Origin of the sequence: Cohaesibacter marisflavi (genome assembly GCF_963665895.2) — a bacterium.
Taxonomy (GTDB): domain Bacteria; phylum Pseudomonadota; class Alphaproteobacteria; order Rhizobiales; family Cohaesibacteraceae; genus Cohaesibacter; species Cohaesibacter marisflavi.
The window spans coordinates 1,906,835-1,930,684 of sequence record NZ_OY762534.1; the positions used below are offsets into that span (position 1 = coordinate 1,906,835).

At 54.8% G+C, this 23,850-nt stretch carries 18 protein-coding genes; 7 read left to right on the top strand and 11 right to left on the bottom strand.

Going from position 1 to position 23,850, the window contains the following annotated elements; genetic code table 11:
• Positions 1 to 27: 27 nt before the first annotated feature.
• The 5 genes from ACKPCT_RS09810 to ACKPCT_RS09830 form a co-directional block, all read right to left on the bottom strand.
• The gene (locus ACKPCT_RS09810) at positions 28 to 837 is read right to left on the bottom strand and encodes a carbohydrate ABC transporter permease (protein WP_319569093.1); all 810 of its coding nucleotides are present in this window, start codon (positions 835 to 837) and stop codon (positions 28 to 30) included.
• Positions 827 to 1,696 (bottom strand): carbohydrate ABC transporter permease, encoded by an 870-nt coding sequence (locus tag ACKPCT_RS09815; protein WP_090067932.1) that lies wholly within the window; start codon positions 1,694 to 1,696, stop codon positions 827 to 829. Before ACKPCT_RS09815 ends, ACKPCT_RS09810 begins: the two co-directional genes overlap by 11 nt.
• An 83-nt stretch (positions 1,697 to 1,779) precedes the next feature.
• On the bottom strand, positions 1,780 to 3,048 hold the full coding sequence (locus ACKPCT_RS09820; protein ID WP_244544549.1) for an ABC transporter substrate-binding protein: 1,269 nt from the start codon (positions 3,046 to 3,048) through the stop codon (positions 1,780 to 1,782).
• A gap of 255 nt (positions 3,049 to 3,303) precedes the next feature.
• Positions 3,304 to 3,519: a hypothetical protein gene (locus ACKPCT_RS09825; protein WP_090067930.1), complete on the bottom strand. Its 216-nt coding sequence runs from the start codon at positions 3,517 to 3,519 to the stop codon at positions 3,304 to 3,306.
• A gap of 313 nt (positions 3,520 to 3,832) precedes the next feature.
• On the bottom strand, positions 3,833 to 4,639 hold the full coding sequence (locus tag ACKPCT_RS09830) for a helix-turn-helix domain-containing protein (protein ID WP_175527858.1): 807 nt from the start codon (positions 4,637 to 4,639) through the stop codon (positions 3,833 to 3,835).
• Between the two features lie 461 nt (positions 4,640 to 5,100).
• Between ACKPCT_RS09830 and ACKPCT_RS09835 the strand changes: the two genes are divergently transcribed.
• The 6 genes from ACKPCT_RS09835 to ACKPCT_RS09860 all read left to right on the top strand — a co-directional run bounded on the left by ACKPCT_RS09835 (position 5,101) and on the right by ACKPCT_RS09860 (position 12,080).
• On the top strand, positions 5,101 to 5,985 hold the full coding sequence (locus ACKPCT_RS09835) for a carbohydrate ABC transporter permease (RefSeq protein ID WP_090067924.1): 885 nt from the start codon (positions 5,101 to 5,103) through the stop codon (positions 5,983 to 5,985).
• 43 nt (positions 5,986 to 6,028) lie between these two features.
• On the top strand, positions 6,029 to 6,892 hold the full coding sequence (locus ACKPCT_RS09840; protein ID WP_244544577.1) for a carbohydrate ABC transporter permease: 864 nt from the start codon (positions 6,029 to 6,031) through the stop codon (positions 6,890 to 6,892).
• Between the two features lie 3 nt (positions 6,893 to 6,895).
• On the top strand, positions 6,896 to 8,017 hold the full coding sequence (locus ACKPCT_RS09845) for an ABC transporter ATP-binding protein (RefSeq protein ID WP_319516375.1): 1,122 nt from the start codon (positions 6,896 to 6,898) through the stop codon (positions 8,015 to 8,017).
• 131 nt (positions 8,018 to 8,148) lie between these two features.
• Entirely contained in the window at positions 8,149 to 9,417 is a 1,269-nt protein-coding gene (locus ACKPCT_RS09850) for an ABC transporter substrate-binding protein (RefSeq protein WP_407652463.1), read from the top strand.
• A gap of 66 nt (positions 9,418 to 9,483) precedes the next feature.
• Positions 9,484 to 11,001 (top strand): polygalacturonase PglA, encoded by a 1,518-nt coding sequence (gene pglA, locus ACKPCT_RS09855; RefSeq protein ID WP_319569094.1) that lies wholly within the window; start codon positions 9,484 to 9,486, stop codon positions 10,999 to 11,001.
• 8 nt (positions 11,002 to 11,009) lie between these two features.
• Entirely contained in the window at positions 11,010 to 12,080 is a 1,071-nt protein-coding gene (locus ACKPCT_RS09860) for a glycoside hydrolase family 88/105 protein (protein ID WP_319569095.1), read from the top strand.
• A 343-nt stretch (positions 12,081 to 12,423) separates the two neighbouring features.
• Here ACKPCT_RS09860 and adhE read toward each other — a convergent pair whose 3' ends face one another.
• The 4 genes from adhE to ACKPCT_RS09880 form a co-directional block, all read right to left on the bottom strand.
• On the bottom strand, positions 12,424 to 15,129 hold the full coding sequence (gene adhE / locus ACKPCT_RS09865; protein ID WP_319569096.1) for a bifunctional acetaldehyde-CoA/alcohol dehydrogenase: 2,706 nt from the start codon (positions 15,127 to 15,129) through the stop codon (positions 12,424 to 12,426).
• A 492-nt stretch (positions 15,130 to 15,621) separates the two neighbouring features.
• Entirely contained in the window at positions 15,622 to 18,114 is a 2,493-nt protein-coding gene (locus ACKPCT_RS09870; RefSeq protein WP_319569097.1) for a beta-mannosidase, read from the bottom strand.
• A gap of 443 nt (positions 18,115 to 18,557) precedes the next feature.
• Complete coding sequence (locus ACKPCT_RS09875; RefSeq protein ID WP_175527857.1) at positions 18,558 to 18,713, bottom strand: hypothetical protein; 156 nt, start codon at positions 18,711 to 18,713, stop codon at positions 18,558 to 18,560.
• A gap of 182 nt (positions 18,714 to 18,895) precedes the next feature.
• Entirely contained in the window at positions 18,896 to 21,154 is a 2,259-nt protein-coding gene (locus tag ACKPCT_RS09880) for a molybdopterin-dependent oxidoreductase (protein ID WP_319569098.1), read from the bottom strand.
• Positions 21,155 to 21,328: 174 nt separating this feature from the next.
• Here ACKPCT_RS09880 and ACKPCT_RS09885 point away from each other — a divergent pair, with 174 nt between their 5' ends.
• On the top strand, positions 21,329 to 22,828 hold the full coding sequence (locus tag ACKPCT_RS09885) for a protein adenylyltransferase SelO (RefSeq protein ID WP_319569099.1): 1,500 nt from the start codon (positions 21,329 to 21,331) through the stop codon (positions 22,826 to 22,828).
• 13 nt (positions 22,829 to 22,841) lie between these two features.
• Here ACKPCT_RS09885 and ACKPCT_RS09890 read toward each other — a convergent pair whose 3' ends face one another.
• Both ACKPCT_RS09890 and ACKPCT_RS09895 read right to left on the bottom strand, forming a co-directional pair.
• Entirely contained in the window at positions 22,842 to 23,555 is a 714-nt protein-coding gene (locus ACKPCT_RS09890) for a FadR/GntR family transcriptional regulator (RefSeq protein WP_090067899.1), read from the bottom strand.
• Entirely contained in the window at positions 23,542 to 23,754 is a 213-nt protein-coding gene (locus tag ACKPCT_RS09895) for a hypothetical protein (RefSeq protein ID WP_139229175.1), read from the bottom strand. The genes ACKPCT_RS09890 and ACKPCT_RS09895 overlap by 14 nt, the downstream gene beginning before the upstream one ends.
• Between the last annotated feature and the right edge of the window lie 96 nt (positions 23,755 to 23,850).

Sequence of the window (23,850 nt, forward strand, 5' to 3'; positions counted from 1 at the left end):
TAGCGTGAGCCCAGCTCATCGGGTTCGTCATTTTACGGCCCCCATCGTGATCCCGCGGACCAGATGGCGTTCAACAAGGGCAAAGCAGAGCAGAACCGGCAGAATGGAAATGGTGGAAGCGGCCATAACGAGGGGCCAGTCGATCACCCCTTCGCCAGGATTGATGCGATAGAGCCGGGCCAACCCCACCTGCAGCGTGTAGAGATCATCCTTGCCGATAGCGACCAATGGCCAGATATAGCTGTTCCATTCGCCGATAAAGATATAGAGCGCCATGGACAGGATGGCTGGTCTGGACAAGGGAACAATCACACGCCAGAGCACCTGCAGGGATGTCGCGCCATCCATATAGGCAGCTTCATCGAGCGAACGGGGAATGCCGCGAATATATTGCCGCAGAAAGAAGGTCGCAAAGGCGCTCGCCATGGCTGGCAGAATAAGACCGGCATAGCTATCCAGCAGCCCCACCTTGGCCAATGTCAGGTAATTGGGGATGAGGCTGATATGACTAGGGATCATCAGGGTGGCCACCACAGCTCCGAACAGCAGATCGCCACCGCGAAACCGAAAGCGCGCAAAGGCATAGGCGGCCAGCGTGGCAATGGAAATGCCGCCCACAGTGACGATGCCCGACACGATGATGCTATTGAGCAGATAGCGGGCAAAATGATACTGCCCCACGGCGCGCCTATAGTTATCGACGGTGAATTCCAGTCCGCCGGTATAGTAGGCATCGGCCGTCTGGAAAGACAGCCAGATGGAATAGAGCGCTGGCGAAAGAAACAGCAATCCGAAGAGAAGCGCAAATAGGGACTGAACGGGATTTTCAAGCTTCATAATGCACCTTCCGGCCAATCACGCGAGATTTGATGAGAGACAGAGCGATCAGCAGAATAAACAGCAACACGGCCAGCGCAGAGCCCGTTCCGATATCAAACAGGGTAAAGCCGACGCGATAAAGCATATTGACCAGCATGTCCGTGGCGCTTGCAGGGCCGCCGTGGGTCATCACATTGACAATGGTAAAGACCTGAAACGCCTCGATAACGGAGATAACCAGCAGAAAGTAGGTGGTTGGCATCACCAGAGGCATGGTAACGCGGCGAAAGACATGAAAACGGCGCCCGCCATCCACGGCGGCGGCATCGTAAAGTTCCTGCGGGATCGCCTGTAGACCGGCGATATAGATGACGATGTCATAGCCAATCTGCTTCCAGGTATTGACCAAAATCAGCACCAACAGCGCCAACTGCGGGTCTTGCATCCACGGGATTTTGCCCACGCCGATATGCTTGAGCAGAGCGTTGGCGACCCCATAGTCGGTGGAGAAAACCCACGAAAAGACGACGGCGATGGAAACGGTGGACGTGACCGAAGGCAAAAAGAATGCGCCACGCAACATACGCGGAGCGAATTTCTCCGATGTCAGGAAACTGGCGGCCATCAATGCCAACGCCAGACGCAAAGGCACGGAGATGATGGCAAAAATCGCCGTTATCTTCACCGAGTTCCAGAACTCGGTCGAGGTGAGCAGCAGCTGATAATTCTCAAGCCCGACAAAGGGCTTGGTGGCAGACATGAAGTCCCATTCACGAAAGCTAAGATTGATGCTCGTGGCAATCGGGATATAGGTAAAGACCGCAATGAAGGCCAAAAGCGGCAGAATGTAGAAATAGGGCAAGAACTTGCGGGCCATGGAGGCAACCTGTTGCAGATGGGTCTTGCGGCGGGGACTGCATGCAGCCCCCGCCCTGTAAGACACTCAGAGACTATGAAACCTTACTTGGCCAGACGGGCCGCTTCTTCGCGGGTCTTGGTTGCGAATTCAGAGAGGACGTCCTTGACGTCGCGCTGACCAAGAGCCATGGCTTCCCAGAGGCCATATTCGCTGGCACGCATCCAGGTAACCACCGGCGGACGCGGGCGACCACGGGCGAAGTCGAGCTGGTTGATGGCCACGTCGATGCCCGGCTTGCCAGCCAGTGCGTCTTTGGCAAGATCCTGCTCTGCCGTGTGCTTGTTGATCGGCATATAGCCGGTGCCAGAGAACCAGATCGCGTTGGATTCAGCAGACGCAGCAAAGCTGATGAACTTGTAGGCCGCGTCCTTGACGTCCTGTTCTGCGGTGGAAAGAATGCCAATACCGGCACCGCCGATTGGTACAGAGCAGACCTTGTTGCATGGCATCGGAAGCACGCCCAGATCATCTCCAAGGGCCTTTTTGGACCGCACATAGTTGCCGGTGGAATTCATCATGATGCCGACCTTGCCGGACAGAAAAGCGTCGCGGCCGCCTTTTTTCTCGTCGGTCACACCATCTGGCGAGGCAACATGATGCTCATGCACCAGAGAGGCCATCCACTGATAGGCTTCAATGGTATTGTCAGAATCAAGCAGGATTTCGCCGGTTTTGGAATCGATGAGGTCGCTGTCATTGTCCATCACCAGACCCCAACGGGCAAACTGCCCCGGGGCAACAATGCCGGTGATGCCATCATCGCCGAGCTTCTCGGTGATCTGTTTGGAAACCTTGAGCAGATCATCATAGGTTTTCAGAGCAGGCTCTTCAGTAAAGCCTGCGCGCTCGAAAATGCCTTTGTTGTAATAAAGCACTGGCGTAGAGGAGTTGAAGGGCACGATATAATTCTTGCCTTCAAATACACCAACCTCGCGGGCAAAGCCGAACAGATCCTCTTTGAGCGGATCATTGTTCACATAATCAGTTAGGTCCGTCAGCACACCACGATCAGCGAAAAGACCATAGCGGGTGACTTCCATGATTACAGCATCAGGCTCGCGATGGGCAGGAATGGCAGCCTGTAGTTTGGCCACGATGTCGTTATAGTTGCCGATGAATTCGGGCTTGATTTCGACGCCGGGATTGGCGGCTTCGAAATTATCAATGATCTTTTCAAGGGCCTGACCGTTTGGTTTTTCCGGGTTGAAACTGTGCCAGAAAGTAACGGTGGTGGCGGCCATGGAAATATGGGCTGAACCGACGAGAGCGATCAGACTTGCTCCGGCCAGTTTAATGAAATTGCGGGTCAAAGGACTCTCCTTGCAACTAAAATTGCAGTAACTTACAAGGAGCAATTACAATAGCAATATAACAGCTTTTGTACGCCAGAATGAAAATTTGATGACAGGCAGCAATGCGCAAACCCGCTAAATTCCTCTATTTTTTCTAAAATTCAATAACTTGAAAGAGATATAAGACAAAACTCCTCAGCCGACAATTCTGCATAAGGAGCGTTACAGACAGGTCTAGCACGCTCGTCTGACACTTTTAGGACAAGGGCGAGCTTAGTCTTTATCGCCGATGAAGTCAGTGGAGACATGACAGCTGGTGCATCCCGCGCCGCTGCTTGGGCAGGCATGGCAACTCTTGCGCCCTTTCCAAAGCCGGATATAGAGATAGCCGATCGCTGCGGCAATCACGAGCCCGAGGCCCAGTGAGTCCCAAACACCTTGCAAGGCTGATGCAGCCTCTGTCGCCGATTGCATTGCTTGCGTTTCCATAGCGGTCTCCTTTCATCGTGAACCGCTCCAGGTCTGGTCCCTCGCCGGTTCGACAACCAGCGAACCAAGATCAACCTTCCGCTATATGCCAGTCTACAACCGCTGCGTTCCTCTGTCTGCCCGTAAAGAAACGGATGGTTTGATGGTTAGCTCCGCTCCCGATCACTTCAAAACGCGTCAATAGCGAAATCATCCATATTTGCGCAATTATTATCACTATTCTTTTGTCATAAAGAAAAACTGTTGAAAAGCACCTCTCACTGACCTGTGAATCAGTATTCATGCCGGTTTTCTGAAGAAAAACACACTAGCCTCACTCGGTGTAATGATAGATATCCCCGGTGGTGAGAAATTTGCGCCGATCTGCAGAAATGCGATAGTAGGACGGGCTCACACCCATATATTGCTTGAACATGCGCGAGAAGAAATAAACGTCATTATAGCCCACCGCGAGCGCCGTTGCGTTGACGCTTTTACCGGTCAACAGGATGTTCATTGCCTTCTCCATCCTCTTGAATTCCATGAACTTTCTCGGCGTATAGCCAATCTTGGCCTTAAATGCCCGACGGAAGTAATCGTCATTATAGGGCACTGAGGCAATCAGGCGTTCGGCTTCATCCTTATCCAGAGGGTCGCGCGAGATCTGGGCGGCAATCAGCATGACATGCAGCGACAAAGCATCCTGCCCTCCCAAGTTCTGCAAAGAGTCCTCGCTCCAGCGCACAAAGGCACAATCGAGATAGGCCAGCAGGATCACCATGAAGAGATGCACTTGCTGCAGAGTTGTAGACGAAGATGGCGCGATTGAGCGGTAATAGCGCACCAGCGATTCCAGCTGTTCCCAGTTGGGCAACTGCACCACCGGCTTGAGTTCCATCTGCTGGATCAGGTCCACATTATCAAACAGTGTCAGCGTGAAATGTTGAGCAACTCCAGTATATTGGTCGCCATGATCAAGACGGCCTTCAAAATGCGATCCGGCAGGAATCAGCATCGCTTCGCCACGCTGCTGACGCACTTCAACACCGTCGAGAAAATACTGCGCGCCCCCCGTCAGACAGACAACCAGGTCATGCACGTCGTTTGACTTATGCACACTCCAGGTTGAGGAATGGCGCATCTTAATCGTTGATCTTGAAAGATTCAGGTTCAACGAGGTGGCCGGAATTCCCTCCAAAATCGAATGTTCGGTTTTATCCATGATTTTGTTCATAATCCTTCATTCCATTCGCATCAGCACCGTGTTGATATGCGCGAAACAAGAATACTGGAGGAAATCAGAAGACGTCCCTTGCTTCTGTTGGTATTATCAAGAGGGTGACCTCGGAAATTCACTCTCATGATGTGCACTAAAATGAACATCTCGCATATCCATGTCAATATGTAGACGTTGTTTCGTGCATCAACCTTTAGGAATGCAACTCGATTTCCCGCGGATTCCTCGGCTGTTTGCCAAGGGTCCGGATTGTTTGACTGTCGGGTGGGGATTGGAGCCCTTGCCATAGGCAGCTCATTTCACGGTGATGAGCCGCGTTTGCAGCCATCATCCTTGTGTTAAACACCTAACGGGAGGATAGAGCCTTGGGCGGCGAAAATCGCTATCTCGGTCTTGCCTACCTGTCACCCTACATTGTGGGGTTACTGGTCTTTACGGCTTTTCCCTTTGCTTACTCATTCTATCTGAGCTTCACGGATTATTCCCTGATGAGCTCGCCGGAATGGGTTGGCCTGGACAACTATACCAAGCTGTTCACCCGGGACCGCACCTTTGACAAGTCACTCAAAGTGACCTTGATCTATGTGTTCTCAACGGTTCCGCTCAAACTGGTCTTTGCACTGTTTATTGCAGTCATCCTGAACTACAAGCTGAAGGCCATCAACTTTTTCCGCACAGCCTATTATGTCCCTTCCATTCTTGGCGGATCGATCGCGATCGCCGTGCTGTGGCGCTATGTTTTTGCTGACACAGGACTGGTCAACATGGTTCTGGGAGCTGTTGGTATTGAGGGTATCAACTGGTTTGGCGATCCGACCAACGCGCTGTTCACCATCACGCTGTTGCGCTGCTGGCAGTTTGGTTCGGCCATGGTGATCTTCCTTGCTGCCCTGCAGGGGGTCGACAAATCACTCTATGAGGCTGCCGCCGTGGATGACGCCAACCAATGGCAAGTCTTCCGCCACATCACGTTACCGCTGATCACACCGGTGATCTTCTTCAACCTGATCATGCAGAGCGTGCAGGCTTTCCAGGAATTCAACGGCCCTTACATCATCACCAATGGTGGCCCGCTGAAATCAACCTATCTGTTGCCGCTTTACATCTATGACAAGGCCTTCAGGAACTTCGAAATGGGCTACGCCTCGGCGATTGCCTGGATCCTGTTCACCATGATCATGGTTCTGACCGTTGTCGCTTTCTGGTCTTCCAAAAAGTGGGTCTATTACGCTGGCGACAAAAGGAGCTGATCCCATGACCGTAGAAGTAGCTAATTCCTCGATTGCCGAAGATATGGATCGGGTCAATCGACAGATTGCCCGCCGTCAGAAGATCAACTCAATGGTCCGCTATGTCCTGTTGATCGCAGTTGGATTTGTGATGCTCTATCCGTTGATCTGGCTGGTAGGCGCATCCTTCAAGACCAACTCCGAGATCTTCACCAACCCGGGCTTCTGGCCCAAAGAACCAACCATCAGCGGCTATGTGAAAGGCTGGCAGACATCCACGCCCTACACCTTCGGGCATTTCTTCTGGAACACCTTCCTGATCATTCTGCCCAAAACGATCGGAACATGCATCAGCGCGTCGCTGGTGGCCTATGGCTTTGCCCGCTTCGAATTTCCGTTCAAGCGCGTGTTCTTCTCGCTGCTTATCGCAACGTTGCTGCTGCCAAACGTGGTGACCCGTATTCCGCAGTATCTCCTGTTCCGCGACATGGGCTGGCTTGATACCTTCCTGCCGCTCTGGGTGCCTTCGGCACTCGCGGGGGATGCGTTCTTCACCTTCATGCTGGTGCAGTTCCTGCGCGGTATCCCGCGCGATATGGAAGAAGCGGCTCGTGTGGACGGCGCGAACAGTCTGCAGACCCTCTGGTACATCGTAACGCCGCTACTGGCGCCTGCGCTGATCTCGGTCGCCCTATTCCAGTTCATGTGGACCATGAACGACTTCCTTGGTCCTCTCATCTATCTGTCCTCGGTAGACAAATTCCCTGTCTCCCTGGCTCTCAAACTATCCATCGACACGACGGAAGCCTTCGACTGGAACCAGATCCTGGCAATGTCCGTGCTCGCAATCACGCCTGCGCTGATCGTCTTCTTCATGGCGCAGAAATACTTCATCGAAGGCATCTCAACAGGCGGAGTTAAAGGGTAAATCATGGCACACCTTCAACTTAAGAAACTCGTAAAACGCTATCCCAACGGCTTCGAGGCTGTCCACGGCATCGATCTGGATGTTCAGGATGGTGAGTTCATGGTGCTGGTCGGCCCGTCGGGCTGCGCAAAATCCACCACGCTGCGCATGGTTGCCGGTCTGGAAACCATCACCGGCGGTGAAGTCCGCATCGGAGAACGGGTGGTCAACACCCTCGCTCCGGGACGTCGCGGCATCGCCATGGTGTTCCAAAACTACGCGCTTTATCCGCATATGAAAGTGAAGAACAACCTTTCATTCGGCCTGCGTCTAGCTGGTCGCCCCAAGGATGAGATCACAGCGGCAACCGCCGAGGTTGCTGAAATTCTGGAGATTGAGTCCCTGCTGGAACGCTTGCCAAAAGAGCTGTCCGGCGGTCAGGCCCAGCGTGTGGCGCTTGGACGTGCCCTGATCAAGAAACCGGAAGTCTTCCTGTTTGACGAACCGCTTTCCAACCTTGATGCCAAGCTGCGCGCGTCCATGCGTGTCCGCATCACGGATTTGCATCGCCGTCTCAAGGAAGAAGGACGTCCGGCCACGGTCATTTATGTGACCCATGACCAGACGGAAGCCATGACCATGGGTGATCGCATCTGTGTCATGAAGGACGGCCACATCATGCAGGTTGCCGATCCGGTGACGCTCTATGACAAGCCGGACAATGCCTTTGTGGCAGGTTTTATCGGCACGCCCGAAATGAACCTGATCCCGGCAGACCTGTCGATTGCAGGGTCTCACAGCCTCAAGATCGGCACCCAGACCATTGGTTTGCAGGATACCCTCGCCTCTCGCATTCAGGCATCTGCCGACAATAGCGAAGTGACGCTGGGCATTCGTCCGCAGCATTTCCATCTGGTCGACGATGGCACGCCGGATTCACTGACGGGCGAAGTCTCTGCGCTCGAATTCATGGGCCATGAAGTCTATCTGCATGTGAATGTAGAAGGCCATTCGCTCATCGTGGTTGTTCCGGGGGAAGAATATGACCCCTCCAAGGTGCGTGGTTCCAAAGTGACCCTCAAGGTCAACGAAGCCCGCGCCCATATCTTCGATCAGGCAAGCGGCAAGAATATTTCGCTTACCTAAGTCCTCCAGCACCTGTTGGCGGTGGCTCGACCGCCAGCAGTTGTCACCTGTCTGCGCTCAGTTCCTCCTCCTTTTCTTCCGCTGAGCGCAGACGCCCCCTCGAGCCACATTCACTGACAGGAGTGAAACTCTTGAAATCTACTGCGACTTTCCTGACGATTCTGGCTGCCGCGACGGCTCTTAGCGCATCAGTCAACGCCGCCGAGCTGCGCATGTCCTGGTGGGGTGGCGGAAGCCGCCATGAAGCAACCCAGGCCGCGCTGAAAATCTGTGGCGAGAAATATGGCCACACGATCAATCCGGAATTCACCGGTTGGAAAGGGTACCTGGAAAAACTGACCACACAGCTGGCTGGTGGCACAGAAGCCGATATCATGCAGGTCAACTGGCCATGGCTGCCGCTCTTCTCCTTCAAGGGTGATGGCTTTGCAGATCTCAATAGCTTCAAGGACACCATCGACCTCAGCCAATGGACAGATGCCCAGCTTGATGCCGCCACCATGAACGGCAAGCTCAATGGCCTGCCGCTGGCGACCACCGGGCGGGTCTTCATGTTCAACAAGACCGTGTTTGACAAAGCTGGCCTGGATCTGCCCAAGGACTGGAGCGAGCTGATCGCCGATGCTGCTGTCATTCAGGAAAAGCTGGGTGAGAATTCTTACCCACTGGAAGTGACCGAAGACAATCCGGTGCTCATCATCATGCTGATTGCCACCCAGAGAACCGGCAAGGACATGATCGATCCGGCGACCAACCGCATGGCATGGTCACTGGAAGAGCTGACCGATGCGGTCAAATTCTACGGCAATCTGGTTGACCAGAACGTCACCCGCAGTTGGAAGTCCTGGGCCTCGGAAGGCAATATCAAGCTTTATGAAAGCCCGAAATGGTCCGATGGCAAGATCGCTGGCTCTTATGAATGGGATTCCACCTATTTCAAATATGCCGATCCTCTTGAAGGCAAGGGCGAGCTGGTACCCGTTTCCATGCTGAAGGTGGATGGCGCTGTCACTGAAGGTGTCTATCGCAAGCCATCTATGGTCTTTTCCATTTCCAAACGCAGTGAAAACCAGAAGGCCGCAGCGGAAATTCTCAACTGTCTGCTGACCGAGAAGGAAGGCATCGAGGCACTGGGCGCGACCCGTGGCCTCCCCGCTTCCAAGATTGCAGCCCAGACTTTGATGAATGCAGGCGTCGTACGCCCCGAGCTGGTTTCCGCCAACAAGATCGTTATGGCAGGCACAGGACCAACCGTTTCGCCATTCAACGAGCATCCGCGCATTCGCGAGAGCTTCAAGGATGCCATCGAGATGTATGCCTATGGCGAGTTCAGCGCGGAAGAAGCCGCTGACGAGATCATCTACAACGTCAATGACATTCTGGAAAAATACGACCAGTAGAGCAAGCAAGTTAGCGCCGGGCGCCCCCCCCTGCCCGGCGTCCCGACCCAAGATGAGCGAGAAACCATGATGACTATCACCGCGTCGGCAATCACCGCGCGAACAGTTGCCCTTTGTCTGAACCCGGATGGGAAAGCACGCTTTTTCCTGCCGCAAAAGAGCCACTGGACGCTTTACAAGACTGGAGAAATCGTGCGGTCGGGTGAAACGGATCGCGTGATCACCTTCATCGATTGCCTTGACCCTGCAACGCAGTATGTCTTTGAGGTAGACACTGGTGAGAGCTTCACCTTCACCACGGCAGAATGCGCTGGCCGGGTTGATATCAGGGAGTTCGGTGCCCGCACGGAAGCGACCAATAACGGCGCTGCGATTGCGGCTGCCCTCGCATCGGTTCCCGTGGGCGGAACGCTCGCCATCCCGGAAGGGCTCTGGCACACGGGGCCCCTGTTTCTTAAAAGCGACATGACGCTGCATCTGGAGCCGGGAGCAACACTCACTTTCATCACCGACCGTGATCAGATCCCCATTTTGCCCGCCCACACGGCTCAGGGCGACATGCTTGGCTCGTGGGAAGGGCTGCCCGATGCCTGTTATGCCTCCATCGTCACGGCCATCGGCTGCACCAATCTGGAAATCACCGGCTCGGGCACGCTGGATGGCGCTGGCGCCGAAGGAGACTGGTGGAGCTGGCCCAAGGAACGCCGCAATGGCGCGCGCCGCGCCCGCACCCTGTTCCTCAACAATTGCGAGGCGGTGACCGTTTCGGGCATCACCGTGCAGAATTCTCCTTCATGGACTGTGCACCCACTCTATTGCCACGACATCGAATTTGTTGCTCTGGCCATTAAAAACCCGGCCGACTCTCCCAATACGGACGGGCTCGACCCGGAATGCTGCAGCGATGTATTGCTTGAAGGCATTCATTTCACCGTGGGTGACGATTGCATTGCCATCAAAGCCTGCAAGCGCGGTGACGATGGCTCGGACGATCACATCCGGCCGTGCGAGCATATCACCGTGCGCCATTGCTATATGGAGCGCGGCCATGGCGCGGTGGTCATTGGCTCTGAGATGAGCGGCTCTGTGCGCCATGTGACGGTTGAGCATTGCGAATTTCTGGGCACGGATCGTGGCTTGCGTCTCAAGACGCGACGCGGCCGTGGCGGTGAAATCGCTCATGTCCGATGCCGCAACATCATTATGCAGGAAGTCCACTCGGCCATCGTGGCCAACTGCTTCTATTTCTGCGACCATGATGGCCGCTCTGAATGGGTCCAATCCCGTGCGCCCTACCCGGTCGACGCCTCGACCCCTTCCATCCACGACATAGAGATCAGCGATCTTGTAATCCGTGACGTCCGCGTTGTGATTGGCGCCTTTTATGGCCTTCCGGAAATGCCCATTCGCTCCGTCTCAATCAACAATATCCATGCAAGCTTCGATAACAGCACCGAGGGGGATGTGCCCGTGATGGCTCTCCATGTCCCGACCTGTCATCATGTTGGTTTCTCTACGGAATTTGCCGAATTGAATTTCCAGAACGAGCATGAGTATTTCCCTCTTTCCATTGAAAAAGAATAGGCAGACATATGTTGACTTCTTATTTCCGCCATTACGCAGAGACCTACAGCGCCTACAAGAGCGGTCCGATATGTTATGAAGATGGCTGCCTATATCGCGGGCTGATCACCCTTTATGAAGCGACAGGCGAGCAAAACTGGCTCGATACCCTCATTGCCTTTGCCCAGAAGCAGGTCGCCCCTGACGGAAGCATGACAGGCTATGAGCTGGAAGAGTATAATATCGACAATATTCTCTCTGGCCGCGCTTTCCTCTATCTCTACAAGAAGACGAAAGACGAGCGTTATCTGAAGGCTTGCCAGACTCTAGCTAAGCAGTTGGAAACCCACCCCAAAACAGACGGTGGCAACTATTGGCACAAGAAGCGCTACCCCTATCAGGTGTGGCTTGATGGCCTCTATATGGGCCTACCGTTCCAAATCGAATATGGCCAGATGACTGGCGATGAGGCGCTGATCGACAACGCCCTTGTACAACTTGCCCACGCGCTCGAGATCATGGGTGTGGGGCAGAATGGTCTCTATGCCCATGGCTATGATGAATCCCGCGCGCAATCCTGGGCAGACAAGGAAACGGGTCTTTCTCCCGCTCATTGGAGCCGCGCTATTGGTTGGCTGACCGTTGCGCTCGTCGATATCTGCGACCTTGTCGGCAGAGAGAAAATGGGGCCGGTCTTCGAACGTTCCGTTGATCTGCTTGGCGAGATAGTCAAGCTGCAAAGAGAACAGGGTGCCTGGCTTCAGGTGATCGATCAGCCAGACCTTGAAGGCAATTATCTGGAAAGTTCCGCAACGGCCATGTTCAGCTACGCGCTTTTGAAAGGCGCCCGTCTAGGGCTCGGTGCGGAGTTTGTTGCACCGGGCCTCAAAGGGCACGCCTATCTGGAGCAGTTGGTTGCCGATAGTGATCCGCAGCTATTGCCAAACATCGTCTGTGTTGCCGGTCTTGGCGGCTTTGATGGCAACTATCGCGATGGGACGGCCGAATATTATGTAACTGAGACCATCCGGGCAGACGACGTCAAAGGCGTCGGGCCTTTCATGATGGCGTCAGCGGAAAAGCTGTTGCTTGAGAAATGACAAAATAGCTGCGCATTTGCCTTCGCAGCAATAGACACTGACTTAGATGTCAGTCGCCTTGAAAGCCCGGACAGACGCCCGGGTTTCTTTTTTGCTTCTTGCCAAAGAGGCAAAAAAAAGCCCCGTCATGACCTACGGGGCTTTTAGTTTGCTTACAGTTTTTACTTGTGGCCCAACGCCTGCTCTTTTTGCTCTGACCATCTACCGACCATGACCTGTCGGTGAGCTACTTGGAGCAGGCTAATTGGAACCTGGCGGACCGGATGTCCCCCTCGCCCATGCGGGTGAAAGTGACAAGAAACGGGAGGGGCATACGGCCTACGCCTTTTTCTTATTCTTATTTCTATGCGGGTTTTTTCTTCTCCGTCTTGAGGGTTACAACGCTCGCACTTTGTTCTTTCGCTCTTTCTTGCAATGCCTTGGCTTCCTGCCGTTTGGCTTCTTCGCGCTCGTAGGCTTCAATGAAGGGGCGGCCGTAATAGCTGTCCATCATGATCTGCTTGAGCTCGGAGATGAGCGGGAAGCGCGGATTGGCACCGGTGCACTGGTCATCAAAAGCAGCCACGGCCACTTCATCAATCTTGGCAAGGAAGTCAGCTTCGGCAACCCCTGCATCCTTGATGGAAGCGGGGATTTCCAGATCTGATTTCAGCTCTTCAATCCATGCAATCAGATTTTCAACCTTATTCTGTGTACGTTCACCGCCCAGCCCCAGATGGTGGGCAACCTCAGCATAGCGCGCCCGTGCCTTGGGGCGATCATACTGCGAGAAGGCCGTCTGCTTGGTTGGGTTGTTGGTAGCGTTGTAGCGGATGACGTTGGAAATCAACAATGCGTTGGCCAGACCATGTGGCAGATGGAAGGCTGCCCCGAGCTTATGCGCCATGGAGTGACATACGCCAAGGAAGGCGTTGGCAAAGGCGATCCCGGCGATGGTGGCGCCGCTATGCACATGCTCGCGGGCAACTGGATCATTCGCCCCGTTCCGATAGGCTGACGGCAGATTTTCCTTGAGCAATTTCAGCGCCATCAGCGCCTGCCCATCGGAAAATTCGTTGGCCATGACCGACACATAGGCTTCCAGTGCATGGGTCACCGCATCGATGCCGCCAAAGGCCGTAAGGGACTTGGGCATATTCATGACGAGGTTGGCATCCACGATAGCCATATCCGGTGTCAGTTCATAATCTGCCAGCGGATATTTCTGACCGCTGACATCATCCGTCACCACGGCAAATGGGGTGGCTTCCGAGCCGGTACCCGAGGTGGTCGGGATGGCGATCATCATCGCCTTCTCGCCCATTTTCGGGAATTTGTAGATGCGTTTGCGAATATCCATGAAGCGCAAGGCCAGATCCTTGAAGCTGACATCTGGATGCTCATACATCACCCACATGATCTTGGCTGCGTCCATGGGCGAGCCACCACCGATGGCGATGATCAGATCAGGATTGAAGGCATGGCATTTCTCGGTGCCCTTACGGACGATGGAAAGCGTCGGATCGGCCTCCACATCGGCAAAGATGTCGACATCAATGCCCTGCGCCTTGAGCAGGCGAACAGCCTCATCGACATAGCCATTGGCAAAGAGGAACCGGTCGGTCACGATCAACGCGCGCTGTTTGCCCTTGAGATCCTTGAAGGCTTCAACCAGACAGCCGCGACGGAAATAAATGGATTTTGGAACCTTGTGCCAAAGCATGTTTTCCTCGCGTTTCGCCACGATCTTCTTGTTGATCAGATGCTTCGGCCCGACATTTTCAGAGATCGAGTTGCCACCCCATGAGCCACATCCGAGCGTAAGCGATGGGGCCACATTGAAGTTATAAAGATCACCGATGCCGCCTTGCGAGGAAGGCATATTGACCAGAATACGGGCGGTTTTCATCTTCTTGCCAAAGTCCTCGACACGGTCGGAGCATCGGTCCTGATCGGTGTAGAGAACGGAGGTGTGCCCAATGCCACCAAGGGCGACCAGCCGGGCTGCAGTATCGGCGGCGTCCTTGTAATCCTTGCGGCGATAAAGGGCGATGGTTGGCGAAAGCTTCTCATGCGCGAAGGCTTCATCTTCCACGCCATCCACCTCGGCCATGAGCACTTTGGTTTCCTGTGGCACGCTGAAACCGGCGAGTTCGGCAATCTTGTAAGCGGACTGGCCAACGATTTCACTGTTGAGACGGCCATCCGGGAACACAGTACGGCGCAGTGCGTCGGTCTGTTTTGGCGAAAGGATACAGCCGCCATATTTGGCAAAGCGATCCAGCACGGCCTCATAAACTGCATCGACGATAACCACCGCCTGCTCTGAAGCACAAATCATGCCGTTATCGAAGGTCTTGGACATCAGGATCGAGGAAACCGCACGCTTGATGTCGGCATGTTCATCAATCACGACGGGGGCATTCCCTGCGCCCACACCAATGGCCGGTTTGCCGGAAGAATAGGCTGCCTTCACCATGCCCGGGCCGCCGGTGGCCAGAATGAGATTGATATCGGAATGGCGCATCAGGGCGTTGGAGAGATCCAGTGTCGGTTCATCAATCCAGCCGATAATATCCTTTGGAGCACCAGCAGCAACAGCCGCTTCAAGCACCAGTCGCGCCGCTTCGCAGGTCGCCTTTTTGGCGCGTGGATGCGGGCTAAAGATAATGCCGTTGCGGGTTTTAAGCGAAATCAACGCCTTGAAAATGGCGGTAGAGGTTGGGTTGGTCGTCGGCACGATGCCACATATGACGCCAACGGGCTCGGCGATGGTCATCGTGCCACCAGCCTCATCCTCTTCAAGGATGCCGCAGGTGGGGGTATCCTTGTATTTGTTGTAGATATACTCGGAGGCAAAGTGGTTCTTGATCACCTTGTCTTCGACAACGCCCATGCCGGTTTCCTCAGCAGCCATCATCGCAAGCGGAATGCGTGCGTTAGCGGCGGCAAAAGCGGCCTGACGAAAAATGCGATCAACTTGTTCCTGGGAGAAGCTTGCAAATTTTGCCTGCGCGTCTTTCACACGGGCAATCTGAAGATCAAGCTCGGCGGCATTGGTAACAGACATTTGTTACTCCGTATTTCAGACGCACCAACCCGTTCCGAGGCTTTCTGCACCCGGTTGGATCTGCGTCACATGTTGATTATCGCGTGCCCTGACGGGTGCCACGCGCCCCGCTCCAGCGAAAAAGCTGCCTGCATGCCATACAGGCGGGCCCTCCTCTGCCAGTTTCTCTTCATTACCCTTTGCGTGTAACGATACTGGCCGCCTTAGCGATAAACACAGTTTATAGTATTGAGGACAAAGACGAATTACGGAGCTTTACGTAACCTGCCGTTTTGCGCGGAAATCAGCGCTTCCCGCTTCATACCGGCCCGCTGCAACCGGCAGCAATCCTAGAGAAAAACAAATTTTTCCTAATTCAAAAATTCTGTGACTAATTTTTCCAAACGGTGAATTGCCTGAATTTTCCTTCTTTTCCCTACCCTGAACTTTTCATTATACATGCCTGTTATGCATTTTTTGCATATCAGATAGACAATTTGGGTGTCAACAAGCCTATAATCCTTCCAAAAAGTCCACCTCAGCTTCAATCGGCGGCAAGCCGGACCGACGCTGCCGCAAAATGGTCAGGCGCTTGGGTCGACCTGGCAGCAAGGTAAAACAATTGTCCGAATAAAGACGATCCCCGCCATGATGGTAGGAGACGAAGAAAGCAGGCTTGTCCGTTTGCAACTCGATCTCGCTATCACCGGTCGGCATTGTCAGCTCTTTGGCTGTGATGGTTGGCCGCTCGATGTGATAGTCTTTGGGGCGCTTGGGCCAGTAGTCATTCTCGCCCTGAATGGCCCCGTCCTCGCTGCTCCAGATGATGTGCAGGATGGCATCCTCGCCGATCTCCTCGTACGACAGGGCCATCGCCTCGATGCTGCAATCAGTCGGCACATCGATAACGCAATCGCCCAAGGCACGCACAGCTCCCGTCATGGACACAACTTCCAGCCGAATGGAAAGGGTAACGGGCAGCGGGCTGTCATTCACCGCAAAGATGCTTACCTTTCCTCTCTGGGTGCCCGGTTGGGTGTCTTGTTGGGGGGCTGGTTGGGCAGTAACAAGCACCGGCGCATAGAAGCGCCTTGCCATATAGTGCAACAGCTTCCAGCCACCACCATATTCAAGGCTCGACCAGCTGGCCACCGGCCATGTGTCATTCAATTGCCAATAGAGCGTGCCCATGGTGCGTGGTTTGTTGCTGCGCCAGAATTCAATCGCCGTCTTCATGGCCAGTCCCTGCCCGATCTGACTGAGATAGGTCATATCCCGGAAGCCATCGGGAAAACGGAAATAGCGAGCGATTGTCTCAACGATTCGACTGTTCCCACCCTCATTGCGTTGATGCACGTCCATGATCGGAGATGAAACATTGCGATCCTGCGGCTCGGTAAAGCTCTCGATCACGCGCATGGAGGGGAAAGACTGGAAACCAAATTCGGAGCAGAATCGCGGGCGCACTGAGCGGTAATGCTCGAAATCCTTAGCCGAGTGCCATACATCCCAGAAATGCATGTCACCAGCTGTGTCATCATGCCAGCTATCACCGAAATTGAGCGGCCCGATGGAGGGCGAAGAGGGCCAGAAGGGAATCCCCGGATCTTCCTGAGCGAGGCATTCTTCAAGGGCGAAGTTCAGCCGCTCATACATAGCCAGATAACGGTCGCGATCCTTCTTGCTCTCGTCGAACCAACTGATCGCGCCAACCAGCTCATTGTCACCACACCAAAGGGTCATACACGGATGTCCAGAAAGCCGCCGCACCTGCTGTCGCGCCTCTTCGCGCACCAGACCGAGCCAATGATGATTGGCTGCGGGGTAGAGATTGCAGGCGAACATAAAGTCATGCCAGACCATGATGCCCAGTTCCGAGCAAAGCTCATAGAACCAGTCCTGCTCATATTGACCCCCGCCCCAGACACGGATCATATTCATGTTGGCCTCAACAGCCGAGGTCAGCAGATCGCGGGCCTGCTCGGGCGTTGCGCGCGCTGGCAATGCGTCGCCGGGTATCCAGTTTGCACCACGAGCAAAGATCTCTCGACCATTAATGCGGAAGGCAAAGCGCGATCCGATATCGTCCTTGTCGGTCACCAACTCCACAGTGCGCAGGCCGACCCGCCGGTTTATGCTCTGGCCGTCCAGCATGACGGTTAGGTCATATAGGGGCTGGCTTCCCTGCCCGACAGGCCACCAGAGCTGAGGCTCTTTGACCTCAATCTCAAGGGTTGCCTTGCCCTCGCCGGGCCAAATGGTGACAAGGTCACTTATGACTCGCCCGTCGAAATTGGCGGCGAGCGTCAATTCTGCAGGCTCGAATGCCTCGTAAAAGGCAGTCAGTTCCAAGCGTACCTTTCCTTGCTCGTGGTGCTGGCGCACCAGCACATCATCAAGGCGCAGTTTGTCGATGCGCTTGAGGGTCACGCCACCATAAATGCCAAGCGGCGATAGGGCGATGTTCCAGTCCCAGCCAGCATGACATTGCGTCTTGCGCAGGAAATTATAATGCGGCAGTCGGCAGTTCCAGAAGATGTAGGGAACAGGGAAAGGAAAGGCATCCTTGGCAGCCTGCGCCACTTTGCTGTTAGAGAGGAACCGTATGGATAGCAGATTTTCACCCTTTTTAAGCGCCGCCCCGAGCATGAAATCATAGCGCAGGAACTGGCTTTCGCAGCGCCCGATTTCGACATGATTGAGCGTGATGATCGCATGACAATCCACGTTGAAAAAGCTCAACGCATAGCGATCTGCCGGATCTCCCTCAAACAGGAATACCGTTTCGGCCTGCCAATCGCTTTCGTGAATCCAGTCAAGGCTCTCTTCGGTGTCGCGCCAGTAAGGATCGGGTATCAGCTCTTCGGCCAAAAGAGCCGAATGCAGATCACCGGGCACAGCAAAGGGCACAGGAGCTCCATCCGCGATTCCCTTGCTCAGGCATCGGATGGTCCATCCTTCATGAAGGGGCTGCTCGGTGGTAAGCGAAGAAAAATGCTGCGGCATCGGGGGCTGTCCTTCCGGCTCTGATATTCACCATATGCGCTAGGTTTGACATCAGAATAGGACGGAACGCCACGCTTGACCACAATGCTTGATGTATCAGCGACGAAAATTGAATGGAAACAACGGACTTCTAACGGCATGTTCGCCGGACGGGCAAGCTTCTGCGTGCAAAGACAGACCGGAAAACCAGCCTTTACGCCTCATAAGAGAGGCAGGTTTTTTTTCGTGGGAGTCTTGGAGTATGACCGAACTGAGCCAGACTTGGCGCAATTTCAGCACTGACTTTGTGTCAGGCTTTGCCCTGAGCGGGCTTTGTTATTGGTCATCCGGGTTAGAGAGGCTTTTGAGCCAGCCATGAGGCTGGAGAGTGCATCTCTGTATCGACTGTCCGATCCATATAACCGGGCAGGAAAGATTGGTATGCCTGTTTGCAGGCGGACAACTTAGTGGTCGAAATTGTCTCTGATGCCGAGAATGAACAGATCCTGTTCGTTTGGCTGACGGCCACTCTGAATATCGCTGGAAATACGGGATGCAGCGGGAACTGACATCAATACACTACCAACTGCTCCTGCAACACCTTTGATGCTATCAAACATTTTGTAATCCTCTTTCGTGTTTTTCTAAGCATTTCAACTGAGGACACAATAGCGCCAAATCCGATAAGCAAAAAGCGCTTATCTGCAAATCCTGCCTTGCACAAAATGCATAGCATTCGTTTTTTCTTTATTTCTCTTATAGTTACGCGATCAGTCATACCGCCAAGCAAGGCATTTCACCGCTATCTTGACTGGAATTCGGGCTGCCTAGACACAGACAGAAGCGGCAACGGCTTCTCCCATGGTTCAACGAAAACAATGGCAGTGTGGCCGATATTGCCCTGCGCCAATCGGGATGTACCCTTATCAATGGTGAGGGCATTGGGGTTGCCATGGATATCCATACGCGCCCCTTCCACCTCTGCCGCATCAAACCAGGCCCCCGTCTGCAAGGCGATGCAATCGCGCCGCAAATCCGGGTCAAAGTGAACACCAGCAAAGGTTGCCCCGCGTGCATTATGAAGCCTGACGATGCTCCCCGCCTTGATGCCTCTTTCTGCGGCCGTGTCCGGATGCAAGCGGCAGACCTCCCGCCCCTCTATCTTGCTTTGCAGAGATTCAGACCCCTGATCATTCTGGCTGTGCAGGCGCGTGTCTGACTGGGCTGAAATCATATGCAACCCACCTTGCGGCGCGTTTAGCGTGCTTTCTACCGGCATCAGCCAAGCTGGGTGACCGGGACAATCATCCAGTCCGAATGAGGCAATGGTCTCGTTGAACAGCGTGATCTTGCCACTTTCCGATCCAAGTGGGTGCTTTTTCGGGTCCGCAATATAATCGGCAAGCGCAATGCGGGTCTCTTCATCGCCTTCGAGTCGTACATGTCCTTGCTGTTTGAACTGGTCAAACTCGGGTAGCTCCATGCCCTGCTCCTGTGCGAGCTTACGGGAGCCCTCCCAAAGCCAGCGCAGCCACTCTTCCTGCAAACGCCCTTGAGTGAACGCCTCTTCCAGTCCCATTTTTCCCGCGATGAGGCGCAGGATTTCATGGTCGTCTCTAGCCTCGCCAACCGGCTCATGCACCGGCGACATGTAGATAAGAGATGGTTCGGTCTTGCTGAGCATGATGTCCGTGCGTTCCAGCGGCGTGGTGGCGGGAAGCACGATATCGGCGCGGCGAGCGGTGGCTGTCCAGCCCTGCTCGAACACCACGACGGTTTCAGGCTTCTGCCAGCCCTTCTCGAGACGCAGCAAATCCTGATGATGGTGGTAGGGGTTACCGCCAGACCAGAGCACCATGCGAATATCGGGATAGGTGCGCACTATACCATCATACTGATAGCTTTCACCCGGATGCAGCAACATGTCGGTGATGCGGGCAACGGGGATGAATTCATCAATCGGGTTTGTGCCCTGCGGAATGGACGGCCATGCCATATTCTTGGTGGAACGCCCGATGGAGGCCACGCAGCCATAGCCGAAACCATAACCGGTGCCCTTCTGTCCGATTTGTCCCAACATGCAAGCGAGCGCCAGGCCGGCCCAGATCGGCTGTTCACCATGATCCGTACGCTGAACACCCCACGCCACATTGATCATGGTGCGGCTAGCGGCCATATCGCGGGCCAATTGGCGGATCGCCTCAGGCGCCACATCACAGATGGGGGCGGCCCAGTCGGCGCTTTTGGCTTCCTCGCCCGTCTCTCCGAGCAGATAGGCGCGCAACTTTGGCCAACCAGAGGTGTATTTTTGTAGGAAGGCTTCGTCATGCAGGCCTTCCACCAGCAGCGTGTGGCAAAGCGCCAGCATGAGCGCAGCGTCCGTGCCTGGGCGGATGGAAAACCATTCTGCGTTGGGCATGTCGCTCTTTTGTGGCGAGACATTGACCATGCGGCCTTTCATCTGGCTAAGCCACTGCTCAGTCTGGTGCCGCGCGGTGCCAGAAGAAGCAACTTGCGCCGGACGCCCTGAAATTCCGCCAAAAGCAACAAGCATCGTGCAATGCTCGTTGATATGGGCCCAACTGGTCATCTGGTCCTGAAACTGTCCTTGAGGCATTCCAAGAATATGGGGAATGAGCACCTCGCCTGCCGCATGGGAATAGGTTTCCCGCGCCCGCACGAAACCGCCCGCCAGATTGAGAAAGCGCTTTAACTGGCTTTGCGCATGATGGAAGCGCCCGGCGCTCGCCCAACCATAAGAACCGCCATAGATTGCGCTGTTGCCATGGGTCTTACTGATGCGGGTCAGCTCTTCGGCCACGCGGGCAGCGGCCTCGTCCCAACTGACTTCAACAAAGGCATCATCATCGCAACGCTTGGCCCCGCCATCGCCTTCCAGCCAGCCCTTGCGGATCGCAGGCTTTAGAATGCGGCTATCAAGATTGCGCGAAGCACTGAGCCAGCCCTTGCCGATGCGCGAGGGTGCGGGATCATCCGCGACAGGTTTGAGTGCGTTGTCGTGGACTTCATAGGCACCCCAGTGCGCAGCGGTGTATTTCATTGTGATCATCTCTTGCGGCAGGATTGGTTTATACAGCGAAAGTATGTTGCTTTCATCGCTAGCATTTTGCGGGCCTGCTAGGCAAGCGATTGTAAAAGCCGGTCTGAACACCTTATATAAGAAAGATAACGGAAAACCCTTAGCCAACGCCACAGGAAGAGACCGGATAGTTTTATGGCCCAGCCAAACACACGCCCAGCCACAACATTTGCCTTTGACAACAGCTTTGCACGCTCGCTCGAAGGGTTCTATGTGCCATGGCAGGGCGAACAGGCGCCAAAGCCCCGGATTGCCCACCTCAACGAAGCCCTTGCAGAACAGCTTGGCTTGTCACTGGATGCTTCTGACGAGACATTGGCCGCGATCCTTGCTGGCAGTGAGACAGCCGAAGGCTCCGAACCGATTGCACAGGCCTATGCGGGGCATCAATTTGGCGGTTTCTCACCCCAGTTGGGAGATGGCCGTGCGCTGTTGCTTGGCGAATTGCTTGATACCGAAGGACAGCGTTTTGATCTTCAGCTGAAGGGCTCGGGCCGCACGCCCTTTTCCCGTGGCGGCGATGGCAAGGCGGTGCTCGGGCCGGTTTTGCGGGAATATATCATGGGGGAAGCCATGCATGCGCTCGGCATCCCGACCACGCGTGCCCTTGCTGCTGTAACAACGGGTGAACAGATCCGCCGGCAGGGCCTTAAGCCCGGAGCTGTTCTGGCGCGCGTGGCATCGAGCCATATTCGCGTCGGAACGTTCCAGTTTTTCGCAGCACGAGGAGCATGGGACGGCGTGAGCAAACTGGCCGATTACACCATCATGCGTCATTATCCAGAGCTGATGGACAAGGAGAACCGCTATCTGGCTCTGTTTGAAGCCGTAGCCCGACGGCAAGCAGAGCTGATTGCGCAATGGATGCAGGTCGGTTTCATTCACGGGGTGATGAATACCGACAATGTTGCCCTTTCCGGCGAAACCATCGACTACGGCCCCTGCGCCTTCATGGATCAGTATGATTCCGCCACGGTCTTCAGCTCGATTGACCGCAACGGGCGCTATGCCTATGGCAGTCAGCCCCAGATCGGGCAGTGGAATCTGGCCCGCTTTGCAGAAACGCTGGTGCCTCTGATCGCACCAGATGACGAGAATCGCGCCGCCGAACTGCTCACTGATGCGCTCACGGAGTATATGGCCAGCTACAAACAGGCGTGGCTCACAGGTATGGGCCGCAAAATCGGCCTTGCGTCAGCAGAAGGCAAGGACACGGCCCTTATCCAGATTCTGATGGGCACCCTGCAAGGTGAGCATGTTGACTTCACGCTCTTTTTCCGCCGCCTTGGCGACAGCCTTGTGAGCACCGAGGGCAAAGTGGCTCTTCTGGCATTGTTTGATGACCCGGAAGCCATCGCCGGATGGCTGAAGGACTGGCAGGCAAGGCTGGAAGAAGAAGGCTGCCAGGCAGACGCGATTGCCGAAGCGATGTCCAAGGTGAACCCGATCTATATTCCGCGCAACCACCTGGTCGAGGCGGCCTTGCAAAAGGCGGAGGACTTTGCCGACCTCAGCGAAGTGCGACAATTGCTTGATGTGCTTGCCAATCCCTATGAAGAGCGCAAGGGGCTGGAAGACTATGCCCGCCCTGCCCCGAGCGATTTCGGCCCCTTTGTCAGCTATTGCGGAACCTGACCGGCTAATGCCATCAGGAAAGCGGCCCTTCGAAGATGCGGCGACGGGCGTTGCGGATATGCTCCTGCATCCGCATACGGGCGGCATCCATGTCGCGCGCGCGAATGGCGTTGAAGATACGGTGATGCTCTTCCTGCACGATGACGCGGCGGGCCTGCTTGCTGCGGGATGAGAGATTACGCGAAATATCCATCGCTTGCAGGGATACCTCGGTCAGCGCCTGAAAGGAACTGACGAAGAAGTGGTTGTCCGCCGCCTCGCAGATTGCAAGATGAAAGCGGTAGTCTTCCCCGGTTCCCATGTCGCCGGTTTCAATGGCATCATCCATGCGCTTCAGCTCGATGGACATCTTGTCCAGATGCTCGACACCGGCCCGCTCGGCCGCAAAATAGGCAGCTTCGCCTTCCAGCATGATACGATATTCATAAGAGCGCTGAATGTCGGCAATCGATTCAATGGGCGCAAATTGCAAAAAGCTGTCGTCTGGCCTCTTCAGCACGAAGCTGCCTGAACCGCGGCGAGAAGCCACAAGGCCGCTTTCACGCAAGCGCGCAATGGCAGCGCGTACCGTGGGGCGGGACGCTCCGAGGTCTTCAGCCAACTCGGCTTCGGTCGGCAGCTTGCTGTTTTCAGGATAAACGCCGGTCACAATGCGGCTCAGAAGCGCCTCATAAACGGCGTCGGCAAGGCTGGGGGCTTTCTGGTTGGTCGGGCTAGATTGCGTCACGGGTCTTTTTACCAATTGAGCAGGCGTGCGGGCTGTCCAGCGACGCCGCTTGACTTGAATTACGGTCTTTTTGAATCGGATGATACTTCGATTTGCGGCAGACGGTATCACCGATTGCCAAGGCGATCAATCTTGGCAGCTTATGCTTAAGTATGCCCAAATTGCATACAAAAGACTTAATCAATGTTGCAACACTCATGGGTCACATGAATTCTTTGCGCTTCTCAAATGGCCTATGGACTATTACCTAAGAAGTCAAGCAAGGGCACCCCAACGAGACGAAGCGCACAGGCTT